The organism is Pseudoxanthomonas sp. PXM03 (genome assembly GCF_014852005.1).
Classification (GTDB): Bacteria; Pseudomonadota; Gammaproteobacteria; order Xanthomonadales; family Xanthomonadaceae; genus Pseudoxanthomonas_A.
Map to the genome: position 1 here is coordinate 599,762 of NZ_JACVAU010000001.1, position 21,416 is coordinate 621,177.

Sequence of the window (21,416 nt, forward strand, 5' to 3'; positions counted from 1 at the left end):
TGCCGCGATGCCCGTGTCCGACGCCCGCCCGCTGACCGCCCCCGCCCTGCGCCTGGCACTGATTGCCGGAGCACGCCGGGTCATCGCCGCGCGGGATGGATTGAACCGCATCAATGTGTTCCCGGTTGCCGACGGCGATACCGGCAACAATCTCGCATCGACGCTCGGCAGCGTGCTGCATGGTGCGCTCAGTCAGCCCAGCCAGCATGTCGGCGATCTGCTGAGCCGCGTAGGCAACGACGCGATCGATGGCGCGCGCGGCAATTCCGGCGCCATCCTCGCGCAGTTCCTGCATGGCGTGGCCGAGCGCGTGCGCAACCTGCCGGAACTGGATGCCCGTTCGCTGGCCGCCGCCGTCCGTCAGGGCGCGCAGAGCGCACGCCAGGCCCTGGCGCAGCCGGTGGAAGGGACGATCCTGAGCGTGATTGCCGCATTCGCCGAAGAACTGGATGCCGCAGCGGGGGAGGGCAACCAGGCCGACGCACGCAGTGGCTTCGTCCGCGCGCTCGTCCGTGCGCGTCGCGCGCTCGCCGACACGCCGCGCCAGATGGCCTTGCTGCAGCGTGCCGGCGTGGTCGATGCCGGCGCGCAGGGGTTTGTCGACCTGCTGGAAGGCATCGCCGAGTTCGTCGAGGGCGGACCACGTGCGGTGCGCGTGCGTGCCAGCGCGCCGGGCGCGGCCAACGATGCCGCCGGTCCGACGGTCCACGACCATGCCATCGATCCGACGCGCCGCTGGTGCACCGAATGCCTGCTGCTGGGCGAGGCGCTGGACCGCGATCGCCTGCGTGCCGCGCTGGAGGCCGGCGGTGCGGATTCCATCGTCATCGCCGGTGGCGCGTCCCGCCTGCGCGTGCACGCACACACCGGATCGCCGCAGGCGCTTTTCGATGCGTGCGCGACGCAGGGCCACGTCGAAGGCATGAAGGCGGACGACATGGTCCGCCAGCAGGCGGTGGCTGCCGCCACGCAATCGCTGGTGGTGGTCACCGACAGTGCCGCCGACCTGCCGGACGACATTGCCGAGCGCCATGCCATCGGCGTGGTGCCCGCGCGGGTGGACCTGGATGGCCGCGACTACCTGGACAAGGTGGGCCTGTCGACGGGCGAGTTCTACCGGCGCATGGCGGTCTCGCGCCAGTTGCCGCGCACCAGCCAGCCGCCGCCGGGCGACTTCCGCCGGCAGTTCGAGCTGTCGCTGGCCCACCATGCGCGGGTGCTTTATGTCGGCCTGTCGCGCGCGCTGTCGGGCACGCTGCAGTCGGGCGAGCATGCCGCCGCGCGTGATCCCTCCGGACGCGTAAGGGTGTTCGATACGGTCAATGCCGCCTGCGGCCAGGCGCTGCTTGTGTGGCGTGCCGCCGAACTCGCGGCGGAAGGACGCAGTGAAGCGGACGTGGTGGCCGAGCTGGAGCGCCTGCGCCCGCTGACGCGGATGTGGGCCATCGCGCCCGACATCTCCCATGCCGTGCGCGGCGGTCGCATACCGCGCTGGGCCGCGCCCATCGCGCGGCTGAGCGCGTTGACCCCGATGGCGAAGATGAGCGCGGATGGCCGCATGACGGTCGCCGGCCTCCTGCTGACGCGCGCACATGCGCCGGAAGCCTTCGCGCGGCGGGTCGCACGTCAGCTGGAATCCGGGCCGCGCTGGCGGGTGATCGTGGGCCACTGCGATGCGCGTCCGCAGGGCGAGCGATTGCTCGCCGCGCTGCGCGCGCGGCTGACGATCAGCGAGGACCGGCTGGTCGAAACCGGGGCGGCCATCGGCGCGCATGCCGGCCAGGGCGCCCTGATCGTGGCCGTACAGCCGGCACCTGATGCCTGAGCGGGGAGGGGCGTGGCCCATAATGGCGCCATGCTGATCGTCTGCACCTTGTTGCTGCTGGCCTACCTGCTCGGTTCCGTGTCGGGCAGCCTCACGCTGGGCCGGTTGCGGGGCGTGGACATCCGCACGCAGGGCAGCGGAAACGCGGGCGGCACCAACGCCTTCCGCACGCAGGGGGCGAAGTTCGCACTCGGTGTAGTGCTGGTGGACATCGGCAAGGGTGCGCTGGCCGCATGGCTGGCACTGCGGTTCGCGCCGATGGAGGGCCCGCTGTCGCCACGCGCGCTGGGTTTCCTGGCGACGCTGGCAGCGACAGCGGGACACGTGTGGCCGATCTGGCACGGGTTCCGCGGCGGCAAGGGCGTGGGCACTCTGCTGGGCGGCGTCACGGTGCTCTGGCCGTTGGCGTTGCTGCCGCTGTTCCTGGTCTGGCTGGGCGTCCTGGTCGCGACCGGTTACGTGGGGCTGGCGTCGATCATCGCCACCGCGTGCCTCGTGCCACTGGCATGGTGGATGCACGCGGACCGTCCCGCGCAGATGTTCGCCGCGGCCGCCGCGGTGTTGGTGCTTTTCACCCATCGCGCCAACGTGCAGCGATTGCGCGCCGGCACCGAGTCGCGCTTCGAACGCGTGCGCGTCTGGCGCCGCCGCGCATGACCGGCGAACGCGAACTGCTGCAGCGCCTGATCGAAGGCCCCGCTTCCGGCGACCTGCTCGCCCGCGACGCCAAGGTCACCCGCGCCGCCATGTGGAAGCGGATCGAAGCACTGCGTGCGGGCGGCCTGCGGATCGATGCACAGCCGGGCCGCGGGTATTCGCTGGAAGCGCCGGTCGAGTTGCTGGACGTGGACCTGATTCGCGCCCCGTTGCGGGGCGCGGCCGCCGCGCAGCTGGCGTCGCTGGAGGTGGCATGGTCGCTGGATTCGACGAACAGCGAGTTGCTCCGCCGCAAGGCGCCCGAGCATGGGGCTGCGGTGTTGCTGGCGGAACAGCAGACCGGCGGGCGTGGCCGGCGCGGACGGCAGTGGGCGTCCCCGATTGCGGCGAATCTGTATGTGTCGCTGTCGCGTCAGTTCTCCGGCGGGCTAGCGCGCCTCGGCGGCCTAAGCCTGGTGGTCGGCGTGGCCGCCGCGGAAGCGCTGCGGCAGGCCGGTTATGCCCCGGTCGGCGTGAAGTGGCCCAACGATCTGCTGGCGCATGGGCGCAAGCTGGGCGGCATCCTGGTGGAGGGCGGCGGCGAGCATGGCGGCCCGGTGCGCGCGGTGATCGGGATCGGTGTGAACGTGCACATGCCGGCGACTGCTGCGACGGCGATCAGCCAGGCGTGGACGGACCTGGCCACGCTGGGCGGCGATCAACCTTCGCGGAACACGATCGCGTCCCACCTGCTGGATACCTTGTTGCCCGCGCTCGAACAGTTCGATCGCGAAGGCTTGTCGCCGTTCCTTGCGAGATACGCTGCGCTGGATGTGCTGATGGGTCGCGAGGTCATCGTGCATGGTCCGCAGGGTGACGAGCATGGCGTGGCCGAAGGCATCGGCGATGACGGTGCGTTGCGGGTACGCGTGGGCGAGGTGCAGCGACAGGTGCATGCCGGGGACGTCAGCGTGAGGGCGACATGACGCAGTGGGTATTCGATCTCGGGAACTCGCGCGTGAAAGGCGCACCGTTGAGGGCGGACGGGACACTGGGCGAGGTGCTGGCGACCGGATACGACGGTGAGTTCATCGCCGCGCTGGAGGCTGCCGTTCCGGCGATCGACATGCAGGGATCGTCCGCCGTGCTCGCCAGCGTTGCATCACCTGCACGTACCGCTGCGGTGGTGGACTGGTTGACCACCCGTTTCGGGTGCATCTCGATCGCGCGTACGCAGCCGGCGTTGGCCGGTGTGCACATTGCCTATGCCGACCCCGGACGGCTTGGCGTGGATCGCTTCCTGGCCTTGCTGGCGGCCCGCGCGCGCGCCGCGCGGCCGTGGCTGCTGGTGGGCATAGGCACGGCGGTGACCGTCGATCTGCTGGATGCGGACGGGCGGCATCGCGGCGGACGCATAGCGCCCTCGCCCCGCCTGATGCGTGAAGCACTCCAGCAAGCGGCCGCGCAGTTGCCGTCGCAAGGCGGCGGGTACGTCGAGTTCGCCACCGACACACTCGATGCGCTGGCATCCGGTTGTGGCGGCGCCGCCCTGGGATTGATCGAGCGCAGCCTGCAACACGCCCATGATCTCCTGGGCGAGCGACCCGCCTTGCTGCTGCATGGCGGGGGTGCGGCCGAGCTGGCGCCCGCGCTTCGCGATGGCGAACTGGCGCCAGCGCTGGTGCTCGAAGGACTGGCTGTGTGGGCGCGGCTCGGTACCGCCGCCTGAGCACCGCTAGAATCCCTGCATGCTGATCCGTGCCCTGATCGTCCTGTTGATCGTCCTGAATCTGGGCGCTGCCGCGTGGTGGCTCACCCGTCCCGCCGTCGAGCCGCCGCCACCGCCTCCATTGCCAGCCGGCGTGGCGCGCCTGCAACTCGTCGACGAGTTGCCTGCGGCCACCACAGGTCCGTCGGCCGCGGACGCCCGTGCGACGCCGGAAATCCCGGCGGCCTGCTTCAGCCTAGGGCCCTTCACCAGTCAGGCTGCCGCGACCCTGGCGCAGGATGCCGTCAAGGGCCAGCTCCTGCGGGCACATCTGCGGGAAGTGCCCGGGCTCAGCGCCAGTGGTTACCAGGTGGTCATGCCGCCCGCGCCGTCGCTGGAAGAGGCGCAGGCGATCGCCGGCCGCATCGGGGCGGCGGGATTCAACGACTTCCTCGTTGTGCGCCAGGGCGAACAAGCCAACGGGATCGCACTGGGCCGGTATCGCAGCCGGGAGGCCGCCGAACGCCGGGTATCGCAGTTGCAGGCTGCCGGGTTCACCGCACAGATGCAGCCCGTCGGCCGCGCGGGCCCAAGCCTGTGGTGGCTGGATGCCGGCGTCGCGGAGGGTGTCGACCCCGTTGTGCTTGCCCGTGCCGCGTCCAGCGGTACGCCGCAATCCCTCGAATGCACGGCGCTGCGCTAGAATTGCCGCCCACGCCGCTTTAGCTCAGCTGGTAGAGCAACCGCCTTGTAAGCGGTAGGTCATCCGTTCGATTCGGATAAGCGGCACCATTTCCCGTCGGCGCATTGCCCACTCGCGTGCTGCGATGCCACAGGCCCGTCATCGCCGACGGCATAGACTGTGCGTCTGTTTTTCGCAGGACGTACCCATGAGTCGAACTTTCCCTCCCGTTTCCCTGATCGGCGTGCCCACCGATGTCGGCGCAGGCCATCGTGGCGCGCGCATGGGGCCTGATGCGCTGCGCATCGCCGGCCTTGCCGAAGCACTCGCGGCACGGGGCGTGGACGTGATCGACACCGGCAACGTGCAGGGTCCTGCCAATCCCTGGACCGGTCCCGTCCAGGGTTACCGGCATCTCGATGAAGTGGTCGCATGGAACCGCGCGGTGATGGACGCCACCGCTGCCGAACTGGCGCAGCAACGGCTGCCCATCATGCTTGGCGGCGACCACTGCCTCGCCATGGGTTCCATCACCGCCGTCGCGCAGCATTGTCGTCGGGTCGGCAAGAAGCTCCGGGTGCTGTGGCTGGACGCGCACTCGGATTTCAACACCAGCGAGGTCACGCCTTCCGGCAACATCCACGGCATGCCGGTGGCGTGCCTGTGCGGCATCGGTCCGGACGCGCTGACCAGGCTCGGGGGCGAGGCACCCGCGATCACGCCGTCGATGGTCCGGCAGATAGGCATCCGTTCGGTCGATCCCGAAGAGAAGAAACTGATCAAGGACCACAAGGTCGACGTGTACGACATGCGCTACATCGACGAGGTGGGCATGAAGCGCACGATGGAGGCTGCGCTGGAAGGCCTGGATGCCGACACCCACCTGCATGTCAGCTTCGACGTGGATTTCCTGGACCCGAGCATCGCGCCCGGTGTGGGCACCACGGTGCCCGGCGGTCCCAACTATCGCGAAGCGCAGCTGGTGATGGAGATGATCGCTGACACCCGGCTGATGGGTTCGCTGGACATCGTCGAGCTCAATCCCGTGCTGGACCGTCGCAATCGCACGGCAAAGCTCACGGTGGACCTGGTAGAGAGCCTGTTCGGCAAGTCGACCTTGATGCGGGACTAGGCTGGCGGGGGATGAGGGGAAACTGGGACTGAACGGAACGGGTGCTGTTTCACGCGCCCTATACGTCGCGACCTCGAAGGTGTCCGCACACGCCGCCGCAACGTGGGACGCACCTGCGGCAGCACCCAATCCACCCAGGAGAAGACACATGAAGCGTGCGATGACCCTGCTGATGATGGCCATGTTCTCGATGGCGGTACTGTCCGGCTGCAACACCATGGCCGGCGCCGGCAAGGACGTGCAGAAGGTCGGCGAGAAGGTCGAGGACAAGGCCCAGGACTGCAAGGACGGCAAGTGCTGATGCGCGCTGTCGGCTGACCGCATCCGCGGGATGCGAACCGAAGGAAGGGCCGGGAAACCGGCCCTTCCGCGTTGCCGGCCAGGGTTTGGTCAGCCGCCAGCCAGCGTGCTTAAATCAGACTGCACGGGTGGGGCGGCATGGCCGGCGTGTGCCGGACGATGCGCGCCCCAGGCCGTGAATACCGTCCACAGGAGTCGCTTATGAAGCGTATCGTCGCGTTGTTGCTGTTGTCCCTGTTCTCCATCGCCGTGCTGTCCGGCTGCAACACCGTCAAGGGGTTCGGCAAGGACGTGCAGAAGGTGGGCGAGAAGGTCGAGGATTCCTCGGGCAAATAAGCCCGTGGATTCTGGAGACTCGGAAGCGGGCCGCGTATCGCGGCCCGTTTTTTTTGCCGGTATCTGCGGTGAGTCAGCCGCGACGATGGGCCACTAAGATCGGGAATGCGCGTGGCTGCATGCGTTCATCCGCGCGAATGCGTCCTCATGCGACTGAACTGTTCAGTCAATCCTAATGGCGCGTTGACGCGCAGTTGATCGGATGGGAACACGCGGTCTGCGATGCTGTTTCCGCGGCGCCCCCTGCCGCTCAATCAAGCGAGGAAACACCATGAATCAGGACATCATCGCCGGCAACTGGAAGCAGCTGAAAGGCAAGATCCAGGCGAAATGGGGCGATCTGACCGATGACGATTTCAAGGTCGCGCAGGGTAATGCGGAGTACCTCGAAGGCAGGCTGCAGGAGCGCTATGGCTACGATCGGGATCGGGCCCATACCGAAGTCGAGGACTTCAGCCGCAGCCTGCGCAACGACAAGTCGATGCGGCACTGACCTTCTGAAATCCGCGCCAATGTCGAGCAGGAAACGGGCCGCCTATGCGGCCCGTTTCTCGTGTGAGGTTCAGCGCGGGTAGGGTGGATCCGCGACGAAGCGGTTGGGGAACGCGCGCGGCGACTCGTCTCGCCAGAGCGGACGTGACGGCCGGGGGACGATGCCCAAGGCGACCAGTCGGCGACGCTCGTCGTAACGCAGTTCGCTGACCTGTTCCGGCTGGCGGGTCGCGCGCTCGAAGCCGGTGCGCGAGGTCGGCGCCCATTCGCGTCCACCGTGGCCGGTACCGATGCTCTGCCCGTGGACTGCTTCGTCGGCCACGATGGCGCGTGCCGACGCGGTGGGCGCGGATGCTTCCGCTTCCGTGCGCTTCTCCCTCGCGCCACGGGCGATCGGCGGCGGCGTGTACTGCGGATAGCGGTAGGCGCGCGCTTCGCGGAAGGCGGCGATGCCGATCACGCCCACGTTGCGCGGCCGGCCGGTACGGGCGGCATAGCTGTCGCCGAGGTCGGTGAACACGAACTGCGCCACGTCGTCCATCGACTTGCGCCAGCCGCTGATCTCGGTGGCCTGCCACGGTTCCAGCACGTAACCTGCCTGTGACGGATCTGCTGTCTGGCCGGTGATGGCGTTGACGCCGTCCACCGACAGCACGACCAGCACGCGCTCGCTCGTCGTGTTGGCCAGGCGCACGCTGTAACGGTGGCCGGGGGTGCCGGCGACCCAGAGATCGCCGCGATGCGGGTACCTCGCGAGCGATTCACCGGTATCGCGGTCGACGAGGCTGACATCGACCAGGGGGCGGGCGTGGACGGGAGCGCACGCGGCGAACAGCGCGAGCGTGGTGAGGAACGCGAGGATGCGGTGCAACATGTCCGTTCTCCAGGTGGGGACGATGCTGGGAACGGGTCGCCGGAAGGAGTGGGGTTGTCCGACGAGGCGATGCCGTTGCCGGTTAAGCCGCCAGCGGGTCTGGCCTGCGACGCCGTGTCGCAGGCCGGCCGGCCGCAGTACCCGGTCCCAGCCGGTAAACTGGCCGCTTTCCCGCATTCCCCCGCCTCGCACATGACCACCCGCGTCCTTACCGGCATCACCACCTCCGGCACCCCGCATCTGGGCAACTACGTCGGTGCCGTGCGCCCTGCCGTGGCCGCCAGCCGTGCCGGAGATACGGAGAGTTTCTATTTCCTGGCCGACCTGCACAGCCTGATCAAGGCGCAGGATCCCGCCCGCACCCAGCGCTCCACGCTGGAGATCGCGGCGACATGGCTGGCCTGTGGTCTGGAGCCGGACAAGGTGTGGTTCTACCGCCAGAGCGACGTGCCGGAGATCACCGAGCTGACCTGGTTCCTGACCTGCGTGGCGGGCAAGGGCATCCTCAACCGCGCGCACGCCTACAAGGCCGCGGTGGACAAGAACAATGCCGACGGCGAAGACCCGGATGCGGGCATCAGCGCGGGCCTCTTCATGTATCCGGTGCTGATGGCGGCCGACATCCTGATTTTCAACGCGCATCAGGTGCCGGTGGGTCGCGACCAGATCCAGCATATCGAGATGGCGCGCGATTTCGGCCAGCGCTTCAACCACGTGTACGGCAGGGAGTACTTCACCCTGCCGGAGGCGTTGATCGACGACAACGTGGCCACGCTGCCCGGGCTCGATGGCCGCAAGATGAGCAAGAGCTACAACAACACCATCCCGCTGTTCGCGCCGCGCGATGAACTGAAGAAGCTGGTGTTCTCCATCCTGACCGACTCGCGCGGCCCCGGTGAGCCGAAGGACACCGAAGGCTCGGCGCTTTTCCAGCTGTACCAGGCCTTCGCCAGCGCGGAAGAGACGCGGGCCTTCGCGCAGCAATTCGCCGATGGCATCGGCTGGGGCGATGCGAAGCAGCAACTGTTCGAGCGCATCGATGCCGAGATCGCCCCGTTGCGCGAGAAGTACGAAGCGCTGATGGCGCGTCCGGCCGATATCGAGGCGATCCTGCGCGACGGCGCGCGGCGCCTGCGCGAACGCTATGCCACGCCGCTGCTGGCGGAGCTTCGCCATGCCGTGGGCCTGCGTGATCTGTCGCAGCAGCCGGTGGCGGAAACCAGGGCCGCCGCGAAGGCCGCATTGCCGGTATTCAAGCAGTACCGTGACACCGACAGCCGCTTCTACTTCAAGCTGGTCGATGCCGAAGGCAACGTGCTGGTGCAGAGCAACGGGTTCGATTCGCCGAAGGATGCCGGCAAGCTGATCGGCGTGCTGAAGCGGGCCGAGCAGGCGGACGCGATGGAGACGCCGGAAATCGTGCTGCAGGTGCCGGCGGCGGACGTGCTGGCCGCACTGGCCGCACTGCGCGAAGCGGAGGCCTGAGACATGCCGTATCTGGCGGTGATCCTGTTCCTTCCGTGGTTCCTGCTGCTGGGTTCGCTGTTCTGGCTGTTCCCGCGCCAGCCACGCAATGCGCGTCGCAAGGGCTTCGATCTGGCGGTGCTGGCCGTCGCCTTCGTGCTGAGTTTCATCGGCATGCAGTGGGGCTATGCGCTGGGCGCGGCCGACGTGGGTACGGGGGCGATCTGGAAACAGGTACTGGCTACCCTGGTGGCCTACGGCGCTTTCCTGTTCGTGCTGACCGTGGCGGTGCCCGTGCGTGGCTGGTGGTTGTCGCGCGGGTGATCGCCCGCAGGAGCGGGTTGTTCCACCAAAGGCGGGTCGTGCGCTCACGCGGCGGGGACTAGAATCCGGTCATCCGTTCCCACACAGGTCCGCGGATGAGCCTCCACGGCATCCACACCATCGACACCGCGTTCCAGCGCGACCACTTCGACGCCGCCTACCTGATCGTGGAGGCCGGCCGGGGGGCCTTCATCGACTGCGGCACCAACCATTCCGTGCCGCGCCTGCTGTACGCGCTGCAATCCGCCGGACTGGAACCCGACGAAGTGGACTTCCTCATCGTCACCCACGTGCACCTGGATCACGCCGGCGGCGCGGGGTTGCTGATGCAACAACTGCCGAACGCCACGCTTGTCGCGCATCCCCGCGCAGCGCCGCATCTGATCGATCCGGCGAAGCTGATCGCGGGTGCGACGGCGGTCTATGGAGAGGAAGAAATGCAGCGCAGCTACGGCACCCTCGTGCCGGTGCCCGAAGCGCGGGTACGCGTGGTGGAGGATGGCGAGACGGTGACGCTGTCGGGACGCCCATTGCAGTCCATCGACACGCCTGGCCATGCACGCCACCATCATTGCATCTGGGACGCGCGCAGCCGCAGTTGGTTCACCGGCGATACGTTCGGACTGTCGTATCGCGAACTGGACGGCCCGCACGGCGCCTTCATCCTGCCGACGACCACACCGGTCCAGTTCGAACCCGCGGCGTTGAAGGCGAGCATCGCGCGGATGGTGGCCTATGCACCGGATGCGATGTACCTGACCCATTACGGCCGCATCGATGATGTGCCGCGCCTGGCGCAGGCGCTGTACGAGCAGGTCGACGCGATGGTCGCCATCGCCAACGCCTGCGATGGGCGCGCCGACCGTCATCGTTGCCTCGTGGCCGGTCTTTCAGCGCGGTATCTGGAGCGCGCGCACGCATTGCGGGTGCCGCTGGCCGACGAGGAGGTCGAACGCGTCCTTGCGATGGATATCGAGTTGAATGCGCAGGGCCTGGGCGTCTGGCTGGATCGTGGACGCCCATGACGAGCCGCCGTTTCCTGTAGGAGCGACGTCAGTCGAGACCGCAAGCCTGAAGTCCACGTGATCTCCGACGATGGACGGGCGTGTCGCACATGCTCCGGGGATGCGCGGGTCCGCATGGCATGCGGTCGCGACTGACGTCGCTCCTACGGCAAACATGGATGGACTAGACTGCCGATGTGTCCATTTCCGGCGGTTCCCATGAAGCACTTCCTCCCCGTGCTGCTGTTGTCGCTTGGCACGATGCCTGCGCTCGCCGCCGATGTTCCCGGCGGCGGCATCAGCGCCGACAACCTCTCGCGCCATGTCCGCGTCCTCGCATCGGACGAGTTCGAAGGTCGTGCACCTGCGACGCAGGGCGAAACGAAGACGATTGCCTACATCGTCGATGAGCTCCGGAAGGCGGGTGTGCAGCCGGGAGGTGAGCATGGTGGCTGGACCCAGGACGTGCCGCTGGTACGCGCACGGGTGGACGGGGCGGTGGACGCGGGGTTGAAGATCGGTGGCGTCACGCAGGCCCTCGTCAATGGCGACGATGTCGTCGTGCAGAGCCTGAGTCCCGTTGAACGCGTGCATGTCGTCGATGCGCCCCTGGTGTTCGTCGGCTACGGCGTGAGCGCGCCCGAGCGGAACTGGGATGACTACAAGGGCGCGGACCTGCGCGGGAAGATCGCGGTGGTGCTGATCAACGATCCGGACTACGAGACGGCGCAGCCCGGCGCGTTCGACGGAAAGGCGGTCACCTACTACGGACGCTGGACCTACAAGTACGAAGAGCTCGCGCGGCAGGGCGCCGTGGGCGTACTGATCGTCCATGAGACCGCGCCGGCGGCCTACGGCTGGAGCACGGTCCGTGCTTCGGGCCTCTCGCCGGTGTTCGACATTCCGCGTGCGGATGCGGCGCGGTACCACACGCTGTTCCGCGGCTGGATGCAGCGCGACCTGGCGGTGTCGCTGTTCCAGCGTGCGGGCCTGGATTTCTCCGTGGAGAAGCGGCGCGCGCAGACGGCCGGCTTCATGCCGGTGCCGCTGGGCGGGGCCACGCTGTCGGCCGAGTTCAAGGTGGCGCGTGATCAGGTGACCACGCGCAACGTCATCGGCCGGCTGGAGGGCGCCGAGCGCCCCGACGAAACCGTGGTCTATTCGGCGCACTGGGACGCCTACGGCATCGGTGAGCCCGACGCCGACGGTGATGCGATCCGGCATGGTGCCGTCGACAATGCCACGGGGGTGGCGGCCGTGATCGAACTGGCGCGCGTGTTCGCCGCCGGCCCACGTCCGCAGCGCAGTCTGCTGTTCATGGCGTTGACGGCGGAGGAAAAGGGCCTGCAAGGCGCGATGTTCTATGCGGCCAACCCGGTGGCGCCGCTGGAGAAGACCGCCGCTGTGCTCAACATCGAAATGCTCAGCCCGGACGGTCCGAATCGCGACATCGCCTCCTGGGGCAACGGGCGCGTTTCGCTGGAAGACTATCTGAAACGCGTGGCCGAATCGCACGGGCGTACCTACTCGCCGGACCCGAACCTCGAAGCGGGCTTCTTCTACCGCGCTGACCACTTCGCGTTCGCCCGCGCGGGCGTGCCGGCGATCACGATCGGCGCCGGACTGGATCGCGTGGATGGTGGTGTTTCCCGTGGCAAGGCGCTGCGCGATGCGTATTTCGCGAAGTGCTACCACCAGCCCTGCGATGCATGGACGTCGAACTGGAATGCAGTGGGGCAGGCGCAGGATGTCGAACTGCTGTACGCGATGGGGCGCGGGATCGCCGACGGCGACGCGTGGCCCCACTGGCGGGAGGGTTCCGAGTTCAAGGCCACGCGCGAACGTTCGGAGACTGAACGCAAATAGCGGCGCCTGCGCACGTCGGGCGGGGCGGGTGGCGCGGTATGCTCCGTGTCCTTTCCGCGCCGCCCCGAGTATCCGATGGCCTCACTGCATGCGCTGGTCTACCAGAGCCAGGCCACGCGCCCGCTGGAGACCGCCGACCTCGATGCCCTGCTGCTCGATGCGCGCGTCAACAACCAGTTGGCCAACGTCACCGGCACCCTGATCTACGGCGGGCAACGCTTCGTGCAGTACCTGGAAGGCGCCCGCGCCGATGTCGAGCATGTCTACGCACGGATCGCCCGCGCGCGGCAGCATCGCGAACTGGAGATCCTCGAGCAGGGCAGCCTTGATGCGCGTCGCCTGCAGCGCTGGCACATGGGATTCGCGGAAGCACCGCAGAGCCTGGTCCAGCAGCTCAGCCAGGCGCAATGGCAGCGCGACCTGCCGTGGCTGGAGGACGAGACTGCATCGTCTCCCGGTCTGAAACACCTGTTGTCCTTCTGGAACGACCACGCTGTCGCGATGCGTTGAGCTGCTGCCCTCAGGGCCAGCGGTTCGGCGCGCTGCGCGTGCTGCCTTCGTCCATCGGCACCACGCAGAAGCGGTGGCCGGTGGGCGCTTCCATCACCCACCAACGGTTGCGCACGTGCTGCACGCGCTTGGCGCCAAGCGCTTCCAGTCGCGCGACTTCGGCGTCGATGTCGTCGGTCTCGATGTCCAGGTGCACGCGGGCTTCGTGCTTCACCTTCTGCACTTCGATGTGCAGGCCACCGGGACCGGGTTCGAACTTGTCGTAGATGCCCAGGTCGCCATCATCGGGATGGGTGACTTCGAGTCCCAGTGCCGAGCTCCAGAATGCGGATGCGGCGGGCAGGTCGTCGACCTGGCTGTCGATGATGAAACCGGCGAGACGGCTGCGGTGTGCCATGGCGGATTTCCGGGTGGATGTGCGCGACATCCTGCCACCGTTCGCGGTCAGGTGTCGTCCGCGACCGGGGTACCGAACTGCAGCAGGTAGCCGTTGTTGTCGTAGACGGCGAATTCGCGCATGCCGTAGGCGAACGTCTCGGGCGTGTGGCAGATGCGGGCATGGTCGCGCACGGCGTCCCACAGCGCGTCGACGTCGGCGACTTCCAGGTACAGCGAGCCGGTGAATCCCGGGACCGTATCGCCCTCGTGGTCGTTCATGCCGGACAGCATCAGCTCGGCACCGTCGCGGCGCAATGCCAGCCAGCCCTGCTCCAGCGCGCCGGACGCGAGTCCGAAGCCCAGCACGTCGCGGTAGAACGCGAGCGTGCCGGGCAGGTCCGGCGTGCGCAGCATCGGCGTGAGCCGACGGAAGGTCACGCCGGCAAGGCCAGGTCGTCGATCAATGCCTTGAGGAAGCGTGCCGCCTCACCGCCGGTGCAGGCGCGGTGGTCGAACGTCACCGACAAGGGGATGACCTTGTGCGATTCGAAGCCGCCCATCACCGGCGTGACCTGGTGGCGGGCACGGCCGGCGGCGACGATGGCCACGCACGGCGGCACCACCACGGGCGTGGCGTAGCGGCCGGCGAACATGCCGAAGTTGCTCAGCGAGATCGTGTAGCCAGTCAGTTCCGACGGCGGGATGCTGCGGTCTTCCACCTGCGCGCGCAGGCGGTTGATGCTCTCGCGCACGCCGCCGGCTTCCAGCAGGTCGGCGTTGCGCAGCGCTGGCACGAACAGGCCGTCATCGGTGTCCACGGCAATGCCGATGTCGACGTGTGGATGCAGCGTGCGGGTGAGTTTCTCGCCGTCGAACCACGCATTCATCGCCGGCACTGCTTTGCAGGCGCGCACGATGGCGCGGACGAGGCGGCCGGTCATGTCGTTGCCGGGCGTCCAGGCGTGCACGTCGGCGTCGTCGCTCAGCGTGGTCGGCACGACTTTGGCATGGGCATCGGCCATCACGCGTGCCATGTTGCGGCGCACGCCCTTCAGCTGTTCGGGCTGGCCGCTGACGGACACGCCCGGCGGCTGCGTGCGCATCGGCTTGCCGCTGGCGGACAGCATGGTGCGCTGCACGGTAGGCGCCGCTGTAGGAGGGGCTTCAGCCCTGACCGCACGGTGGGAAAGCGTCGGGGCTGAAGCCCCTCCTACAGCGGCGGTGCTATCGGCGGCCGCCTGCTTCACGTCCTGCATCGTCACCGCGCCGTCGCCACCTGTGGCGCGCACGCGCGCCAGGTCCACGCCGAGCTTCTTCGCCATCGCGCGCACGGCGGGCATGGCCTTGACGCCGCCGACGGCGATCGCCTGTTCGGTATGGATCGTGTTGGACGATTGCATGGCACCCACCACGGTGCCGGCGTCGGTCTCCGTGGGAGCGACGTCAGTCGCGACGGGCGATGTGGCGGTGGCAGCGTTCGCGACTGATGTCGCTCCCACGACAGCGGACGTCGGCGGGCCATGGTGATGGCCGGTGTCCTGGCCCTCCGCGCGCTGCGGCAGGCTGGCATCGGGTTCGAACACGGCGAGCATGCTGCCCGTGATGACGACATCGCCCGCCGCGCCGGCCAGCTTCATCACCTTGCCGGACACGGGCGAAGGCACCTCGACCACGGCTTTCGCGGTCTCCATCGACACCAGCGGTTCGTCCAGCCGGATCACGTCGCCTTCCTTGACGAACCATTCGACGATGGTGGCGTCCGGAAGGCCTTCGCCCAGGTCGGGAAGGTGGAAGGTCTTGCTCTCGCTCATGCGGATATCTCGTTGGAAGTCGTTTCGTTGATCGATTGCAGATCGCGCGCCGGCACCCAGCCGCTGCGGCCGTCCGTGTGCGTGCACCACCACCAGTCGCCCAGCTCGTGCAGCAGGGCGACGGTGTCGCCGGCCCGCACGTCGAGTTCCTGCGCGGAATAGTCGTGCAATGCGACGGCGTGACCGTCGTCGCGCGGCTGCAGCCAGTCCACTGGCGCCCAGCCGGCATTGCCGTCGGCGGTGGTGGTCCAGGCGAAGGCCGGCCACTCGGTGTCGCGTGCGCCGAGCGCGACCACGTCGCCGCGCGCGAACCGGATCGGGTTCGCGTACTGCGTGCGGTAGTCGCGGACGGCGCGGGCGTGCATCAGCCGTTCGCCATCGCCCGCTTCGCCGCCGCGACGATCTTCTCGACGCTGGGCAGGTACTTCATTTCCAGGCGGAACAGCGGGATGTGGGTGTCGTAGCCGGTGACGCGCTCGACCGGGGCCAGCAGGTCGTACATCGACTGCTCGGCCAGGCGCGCGCCGATCTCCGCGCCGAAGCCGGCGGTGCGCGGCGCTTCGTGCACGATCACGCAGCGGCCGGTCTTGGCAACCGATTCGGCGATGGTGTCGAAGTCGAGCGGACGCAGCGTCGCCACGTCGATGACCTCGGCGCTGATGCCTTCGCCGGCCAGTTTGTCGGCCGCTTCCAGCGCTTCCTTCACCTGCGCGCCCCAGGTCACCAAGGTCACGTCGGTGCCGTCGCGCAGCACGAAGCACACGTCCAGCGGCAGCGCCTCGCCGTCGTCGGCGACCACTTCCTTGTACTGGCGGTAGATGCGCTTGGGTTCCATGTAGATGACCGGATCCGGATCGCGGATTGCGGCCAGCAGCAGGCCGTAGGCGCGCTGCGGCGAGGACGGCATCACCACGCGCAGGCCGGGCACGTTGGTGAAGATGGCCTCGTTGGCTTCGCTGTGGTGCTCCGGCGCACGGATGCCGCCGCCCCACGGCACGCGCAGCACCATCGGACAGTGCAGGCGGCCGCGCGTGCGGGTACGCAGGCGGGCGGCGTGGCAGATGATGTGGTCGACCATCGGGTAGACGAAGCCGTCGAACTGCGCTTCGGCCACGGGCTTCATGCCCTGCGCCGCCAGGCCGACGGTCAGGCCGGCGATGGTGGTTTCGTCTAGCGGCGTATCGAGCACGCGCTCGGGGCCGAACTTCTGCTGCAGGCCGGCGGTGGCGCGGAACACGCCGCCGTTCACGCCCACGTCCTCGCCCAGCACCAGCACGGATTCGTCGTGCGCGATCTCCCAGGCCAGCGCCTGGGTGATCGCTTCGATCAGCGTGATCGCCGTCGGGGTCGCCACGGCATCCGGTTTCGCGACTGACGTCGCTCCCACAGTCTTGTTTTCAGGTTTCATCACGGTGCTCACGGGCGGTTCTCCGCGGCAATCGCGGCGGCACGTTGCTGCAGCAGTTCCGGCGGCGGATCGGCATACAGGTAGTCGAACATCGCCTCGACCGGCTGCACCGGCGTGTTGAGATAGGCGTTGACCTCTTCGTCCACGCGCACGCCGCATTCCTCCTTCCACGCGGCCTCGTCCGCTTCGCTCCAGACGCCCTGCGCGGTCAGCCACGTGCGCAGGCGGGTGATCGGCTCGCGCTCCCAGCCGGCCTTCACTTCGGCGTCGTCGCGGTAGCGGCGCGCGTCGTCGGCGGTGGTGTGGTCGGACAGGCGGTAGGTGACGAATTCGATCACCGTGCCGCCCTGGCCCTTGCGGGCGCGCTCGCTGGCGCGGCGCATGCCTTCCAGCACGGCGATCAGGTCATTGCCGTCCACCTGCAGGCAGTGCAGGCCGCCGGCCAGGCCCTTCTGCGCCAGCGTCTGCGCGCCGGTCTGCGCGCTGCGCGGCACCGAGATCGCCCAGCCGTTGTTGATCACGCCCAGTACCAGCGGCAGTTCGTAGGCACCCGCGGAGTTCAGTGCGGCGTAGAAGTCGGTTTTCGACGAACCACCATCACCGCACGTGCTCACCGCGATATGCGGCTGCTTGCGCAGCTTGAACGACAGCGCCGCGCCGGCTGCGTGCAGGCACTGCGTGGAGATCGGCACGCAGAAGGGGAAGTCGTTGCGTGCGTCGCTGTCGCGGTCGTAGTCGCTGCCGCGCTCGTCGCCGCCCCAGTACATCAGCACGTCGCGCGGCTTCACCCCGCGCATGAACATGGCGCCGTACTCGCGGTAGCTGGGTGCATAGACGTCGCCGGTGCGCATCGACGCGCCGATGCCGACGTGGGTGGCCTCGTGGCCCAGGCAGCTGGCATAGGTACCCAGCTTGCCGGTGCGCTGCAGGGCGATGGCCTTGGTGTCGAAGGTACGCACGAACAGCATCTGCTTGAACAACTCGCGCAGGCGGGCGATGTCGCGGCCGGCCTCGGGCAGGTCGTTGCGTACCAGGGTCCCGTCGGGACCCAGGTACTGGAGGTATTCGATTTCGAAGCTTGCGGCGATGGTCATCTGGACGGTGTTCTCGTCGGCCGGCGGAATTGGTTTCAAATGTAATTTTAGGAGCTGTGTGCCGGGCGGCTGTCGTGCAATGCAGCAAGACGGGGGTGAATGGCGCGCGCCTCTTCGAATAAACCGGTGCGGAAACAGGGGCTTGCCCGACTGTCGTTCGGTGTCAGTCCGCCTGCGGTCGGCGTGGGTCGGACGTGATGCGCGTCGCGTGCTGCGCAAACGACAAGGGGCGCGGTTGCCCGCGCCCCTGTCGACCCCACGATGGCCGGAAAGTTCAGCGGATGCGCTGGACCAGCCGGTCGTGGTTGTTGGCGGGGTTCGGGTCCGTCGTCGTGCTGCTGACGGTGGCTTCGAACTCCAGTTCGGTGCCGCGCTTCGGCTTGCCCGGGACCACCAGGGCGAAGGCCAGCGTCTGCACACCGCGCGGCATGGCGCCACGACGGGTGCAGTCCGCGGCAGCGCCGTCGGTGGTGTCCTGCACTCGCGTGCAGTTCCAACCACTCGGTGCGGCGACCGCGGCGTAGCGGGCATCGACGTTGCTGGTCAGCCGTACCGTCACCTGCTCGGCCACATCGGGACCGGCATTGCGCACCGGCACCAGCAGCGTGGCGATGGTGCCGCGACGCAACGGCAGGGCGGCACCGAGCAGCTGCACCGACAGGTCGGCGCGGGTCTGCGGCAGCGCGGCCACGGCCACCGAGACGGCGGCGGTGTTGTCGCCGTTGGCGGGGTCGAGGACGGTCGAGTTGGCCGACACGCCCAGGCCCAGCGTGGTGCCTGCGGCGCTGGCCGGGACGATGGCGTCGATCGCGAACGTCGCGTCACCGCCCACGGCCAGCGACGGCGTGGTGCAGGCCACGCGGGTGGTGCCGGCGGTCACTTCCGCCGCGCCGCAGCTCCAACCGGCGGGCAGCGTGGCCAGCGAAGGCGACAGTTCGGCCGAGAACACGAAGGCGAACGCTGCCGGCGATGCGGCACCCGGGCCGGCGTTGCGTACCGTCGCGGTGTAACGCACGGTCTCGCCCACGTTGGCGGTGGCACGGTCGGCCGACACCGTGGCCGACAGGTCGGCGCGGGCGAAGGACGGCACGCGGATGCTCAGACGGACCGGATCGTGGTCGGAGGAGCGCACCGCCAGTGTCGCATCACCGAAGTTGTCCACGCCGAAGTCCGCGTTGATGCGCGCGTGGTCCACGCGCAGCGCAGCGTCCATCACCAGCGACTCGTTGACCAGCACGTGGTCAAGCGTCTGCGCATTGCCCTCGAACGAGTACGAGTAGCGCTGCGCGGGATCGGCGATCAGCTGCGAACCGTCCACCAGCGGCGTGGCCAGCGGGCTGGGCATGTACGTCAGCACCTGGTCTTCCGCCGCCGCCTCGCCCTTGATGATGCCCATCACGTCGACGTAGCCGTCGTTGAACTCGAACGCGTTGAAATCGCCGACCAGCACGATCTTCTCGTCCGGGTTCGCCTGCTGCATCTCCTGCACCAGCTGGGCCAGGTAGACCGCCTGCGCGCCGCGCTTCACCCGCACGCGTTCACCGCCGGTGGCCCAGCCGCTGCTGCCGGGCAGGGTGTCGTTGATGTCGTTGAGCGAGCGCAGATGGTTGACGACGACCGTCAGCGGGTAGCTCGACGCGCCGTCCTGGTGCACGCGGGCGCGCAGGCGCAGCGGCGGGCGGTCGTTGAGCAGGCTGGTGGTGCCGTTCGGGTTGGCGATCGTGGTCTCCTTGCCGAACTGCGCCACGTCGAGCACCTCGACGCGGGCGATGCCGCCAGCGGTCAGGCGCGAACTGACCAGGAAGCCGACGTTGATGCCGCCCACGTCGTTGCCCGGCTGCAGGTAGGGCACGTAACCCGGGCGCGCCGCGCAGGTCGCGTCGATACGCTCGGACAGCAACTGCAGCACGCGCAGGTTTTCCACCTCCACCGTGCCCAGGATGTCCGGGGTCTTCAGGTAGTCGCAGATCGCCAGCGCGGCTTTGGCCAGTCGCTTGTCCAGCGCTTCCGGCGTCAGTGTCACCGCGCCGTTGCTGTCGTTGACCTCGTCGAACAGGCGCAGCAGGTTGAAGCTGCCGACGGTGACTTCATCGTAGCTCGCGTCGTTGACGGCTTCCGGCGACATGCCGCCCGTGACCGTCGGCGGCGTAGCCACGTCGGGCAGCAGCGCCCAGGTGCCGGCGAAGTAGTCGAGCACGCCCAGCAGGCCGGTGACGTCCGCACCGGTGTCGGCCGAGAGCGGCAGCGCGCCGACCTGGCCGCGGCTGCGCACCATCAGGCGTTCCTGGTTGGTGTCGAAGCGCGGCGGGTTCTTGCCGGCGGGCAGGGTGATGGCATCCATCACGGCGATGCCGGGTTCACGGAACGGACGCGCCACGCCGGGCAGGGCGACGTGGAACACGCCGTCGCTGAAGGACAGCGCGTCGTTCTCGTCCAGGCTGCCGCCGGACGGGGCGATCACCACCGCCTGCGCCACGCTGACGCGCATGCCTTCGAACCGCTCCAGCGTGCCGGGAAGGGCGTCGGGGCCCAGTTCGGCGGCGGTCAGTTCGATCGCCGCGGGTAGCGCGACGCCGGTTTCCAGCACTTCGACCGTCGGGGTGACGATCTCGGTGATCGCCAATTGATGCGGGTTGGACGACGGCGTGAATTCCTCCACCGTACCAGTCACGCGCACGCGGGTGCCGACCGCGGCGGTGGCGGGCGGCGCGCTGCTGGTGAAGACGAACACGGCATCCGAGGTGGCCGGGTCGCCATCGTCGTTGGCGGCCTGCAGGAAGAAGCCGTTGTTGAACTTGACCGCGGTGACGATGCCTTCGGTCACCACGCGCTTGCCGTTGTGCGGGGACAGCAGGCCGTTGCCCTGGATCTGCGCGATGGTCAGCGCGACCGGCGGATCGGGCGGGTCCGGCGGCGCGGCGCCGCTGTTGCGCGGATTCGGCGCACCGACCGCGAAGTCGGCGCCGTTGTTGTTGGTGTCGATGCTGCCGTCGCCGCCACGCAGCGCAGCGGTGGTGTTGCTGAGCGTGGCGGTCGGCGCGCTGCCTTCGAAACAGTTGGCGGCGCTGCCGAAGCCGACGAAGTCGGCCACGTTCGCATCAGCGGTCGGGCAGGCGCCTGTCAGCGCCGTGATGCTGCGGCTCAGCGCCACCTTGCCGGCGGTGCCGCTCATCGCGATGGTGCCGGTCGCGTCGGGCGTGGGCAGGTCCACTGTGCCGCCGGCGCCCTGCGCCTGCTGGACCAGGTAGAAGCCGCCGGCCGGGATCGTGCCCGTCAGGTTGGTGCGACCGCTCCAGGTGGTGCCGGCGGAGGAGGTGTACTGCACGCTCCAGCCGGTCAGGTCGACCGCGGTGGGGCCGTTGTTGCGCAGCTCGATGAAGTCGTTCTTCAGCGTGGCGCCGCTGTTGCCGCCGCCGCCGTAGACCTGGCTGATGACCACCTGTGCCTGCACCGACGACGCGGCGAACAGCAAGGCGAAAGACGCGAACACGGCCGCAAGGCGGCCCCGTGGCATTTCCATGTTACGGAATCTCCCTCAGTGGATTGGACGCCGCCCCCGTCGGAGGCGGATC

Annotated in this window: 22 protein-coding genes and 1 tRNA gene; 15 read left to right on the forward strand and 8 right to left on the reverse strand. The window is 68.5% G+C overall.

The window, feature by feature from the left end; genetic code table 11:
• Nucleotides 1-13 precede the first annotated feature (13 nt).
• From IB223_RS02640 to IB223_RS02685, 10 genes are all read left to right on the forward strand, one after another.
• Entirely contained in the window at nt 14-1,825 is a 1,812-nt protein-coding gene (locus IB223_RS02640; protein ID WP_192200124.1) for a DegV family protein, read from the forward strand.
• A gap of 30 nt (nt 1,826-1,855) precedes the next feature.
• On the forward strand, nt 1,856-2,482 hold the full coding sequence (gene plsY / locus IB223_RS02645) for a glycerol-3-phosphate 1-O-acyltransferase PlsY (protein ID WP_192200125.1): 627 nt from the start codon (nt 1,856-1,858) through the stop codon (nt 2,480-2,482).
• On the forward strand, nt 2,479-3,447 hold the full coding sequence (gene birA, locus IB223_RS02650; protein ID WP_192200126.1) for a bifunctional biotin--[acetyl-CoA-carboxylase] ligase/biotin operon repressor BirA: 969 nt from the start codon (nt 2,479-2,481) through the stop codon (nt 3,445-3,447). Before plsY ends, birA begins: the two co-directional genes overlap by 4 nt.
• Nucleotides 3,444-4,190, forward strand: coding sequence for a type III pantothenate kinase (locus IB223_RS02655; RefSeq protein ID WP_192200127.1), 747 nt, complete (start codon nt 3,444-3,446; stop codon nt 4,188-4,190). The genes birA and IB223_RS02655 overlap by 4 nt, the downstream gene beginning before the upstream one ends.
• A 19-nt stretch (nt 4,191-4,209) precedes the next feature.
• A complete protein-coding gene (locus IB223_RS02660) occupies nt 4,210-4,872 on the forward strand; it encodes an SPOR domain-containing protein (protein ID WP_192200128.1) in 663 nt (220 codons plus the stop codon).
• A gap of 13 nt (nt 4,873-4,885) precedes the next feature.
• A tRNA-Thr gene (locus tag IB223_RS02665) sits at nt 4,886-4,961 on the forward strand.
• A 98-nt stretch (nt 4,962-5,059) separates the two neighbouring features.
• Nucleotides 5,060-5,983, forward strand: a complete 924-nt coding sequence (gene rocF / locus IB223_RS02670) for an arginase (RefSeq protein WP_192200129.1) — start codon at nt 5,060-5,062, stop codon at nt 5,981-5,983.
• A 148-nt stretch (nt 5,984-6,131) separates the two neighbouring features.
• Nucleotides 6,132-6,284, forward strand: a complete 153-nt coding sequence (locus IB223_RS02675) for an entericidin A/B family lipoprotein (RefSeq protein WP_192200130.1) — start codon at nt 6,132-6,134, stop codon at nt 6,282-6,284.
• Between the two features lie 200 nt (nt 6,285-6,484).
• Entirely contained in the window at nt 6,485-6,619 is a 135-nt protein-coding gene (locus tag IB223_RS02680; RefSeq protein ID WP_192200131.1) for an entericidin A/B family lipoprotein, read from the forward strand.
• A gap of 271 nt (nt 6,620-6,890) precedes the next feature.
• Entirely contained in the window at nt 6,891-7,112 is a 222-nt protein-coding gene (locus tag IB223_RS02685; RefSeq protein WP_192200132.1) for a CsbD family protein, read from the forward strand.
• 69 nt (nt 7,113-7,181) lie between these two features.
• Here the strand turns inward: IB223_RS02685 and IB223_RS02690 are convergent, their stop codons facing one another.
• Entirely contained in the window at nt 7,182-7,985 is an 804-nt protein-coding gene (locus tag IB223_RS02690) for a hypothetical protein (RefSeq protein WP_192200133.1), read from the reverse strand.
• Nucleotides 7,986-8,177: 192 nt separating this feature from the next.
• On the opposite strand from IB223_RS02690, the gene IB223_RS02695 reads away from it, so the two are divergent.
• From IB223_RS02695 to IB223_RS02715, 5 genes are all read left to right on the forward strand, one after another.
• Entirely contained in the window at nt 8,178-9,470 is a 1,293-nt protein-coding gene (locus tag IB223_RS02695; RefSeq protein WP_192200134.1) for a tryptophan--tRNA ligase, read from the forward strand.
• A 3-nt stretch (nt 9,471-9,473) separates the two neighbouring features.
• Nucleotides 9,474-9,773 (forward strand): hypothetical protein, encoded by a 300-nt coding sequence (locus tag IB223_RS02700; RefSeq protein WP_192200135.1) that lies wholly within the window; start codon nt 9,474-9,476, stop codon nt 9,771-9,773.
• Between the two features lie 95 nt (nt 9,774-9,868).
• Complete coding sequence (locus tag IB223_RS02705) at nt 9,869-10,798, forward strand: MBL fold metallo-hydrolase (RefSeq protein ID WP_192200136.1); 930 nt, start codon at nt 9,869-9,871, stop codon at nt 10,796-10,798.
• Nucleotides 10,799-10,996: 198 nt separating this feature from the next.
• The gene (locus IB223_RS02710; protein WP_225590774.1) at nt 10,997-12,643 is read left to right on the forward strand and encodes a M28 family metallopeptidase; all 1,647 of its coding nucleotides are present in this window, start codon (nt 10,997-10,999) and stop codon (nt 12,641-12,643) included.
• A 75-nt stretch (nt 12,644-12,718) separates the two neighbouring features.
• The gene (locus IB223_RS02715) at nt 12,719-13,153 is read left to right on the forward strand and encodes a BLUF domain-containing protein (RefSeq protein ID WP_192200137.1); all 435 of its coding nucleotides are present in this window, start codon (nt 12,719-12,721) and stop codon (nt 13,151-13,153) included.
• 10 nt (nt 13,154-13,163) lie between these two features.
• On the opposite strand, the gene IB223_RS02720 is transcribed toward IB223_RS02715, so the two are convergent.
• From IB223_RS02720 to IB223_RS02750, 7 genes are all read right to left on the reverse strand, one after another.
• Nucleotides 13,164-13,550, reverse strand: coding sequence for a VOC family protein (locus IB223_RS02720; protein WP_192200138.1), 387 nt, complete (start codon nt 13,548-13,550; stop codon nt 13,164-13,166).
• 47 nt (nt 13,551-13,597) lie between these two features.
• Nucleotides 13,598-13,945 (reverse strand): VOC family protein, encoded by a 348-nt coding sequence (locus IB223_RS02725; protein ID WP_192200139.1) that lies wholly within the window; start codon nt 13,943-13,945, stop codon nt 13,598-13,600.
• A 20-nt stretch (nt 13,946-13,965) separates the two neighbouring features.
• The gene (locus IB223_RS02730) at nt 13,966-15,342 is read right to left on the reverse strand and encodes a dihydrolipoamide acetyltransferase family protein (RefSeq protein WP_192200140.1); all 1,377 of its coding nucleotides are present in this window, start codon (nt 15,340-15,342) and stop codon (nt 13,966-13,968) included.
• Entirely contained in the window at nt 15,339-15,707 is a 369-nt protein-coding gene (locus tag IB223_RS02735) for an SH3 domain-containing protein (RefSeq protein WP_192200141.1), read from the reverse strand. Before IB223_RS02735 ends, IB223_RS02730 begins: the two co-directional genes overlap by 4 nt.
• Nucleotides 15,707-16,750, reverse strand: a complete 1,044-nt coding sequence (locus IB223_RS02740; RefSeq protein ID WP_225590777.1) for an alpha-ketoacid dehydrogenase subunit beta — start codon at nt 16,748-16,750, stop codon at nt 15,707-15,709. The genes IB223_RS02735 and IB223_RS02740 overlap by 1 nt, the downstream gene beginning before the upstream one ends.
• Nucleotides 16,751-16,758: 8 nt before the next feature.
• The gene (gene pdhA / locus IB223_RS02745; protein WP_192200142.1) at nt 16,759-17,844 is read right to left on the reverse strand and encodes a pyruvate dehydrogenase (acetyl-transferring) E1 component subunit alpha; all 1,086 of its coding nucleotides are present in this window, start codon (nt 17,842-17,844) and stop codon (nt 16,759-16,761) included.
• 274 nt (nt 17,845-18,118) lie between these two features.
• Nucleotides 18,119-21,364: a lamin tail domain-containing protein gene (locus IB223_RS02750; protein WP_192200143.1), complete on the reverse strand. Its 3,246-nt coding sequence runs from the start codon at nt 21,362-21,364 to the stop codon at nt 18,119-18,121.
• Between the last annotated feature and the right edge of the window lie 52 nt (nt 21,365-21,416).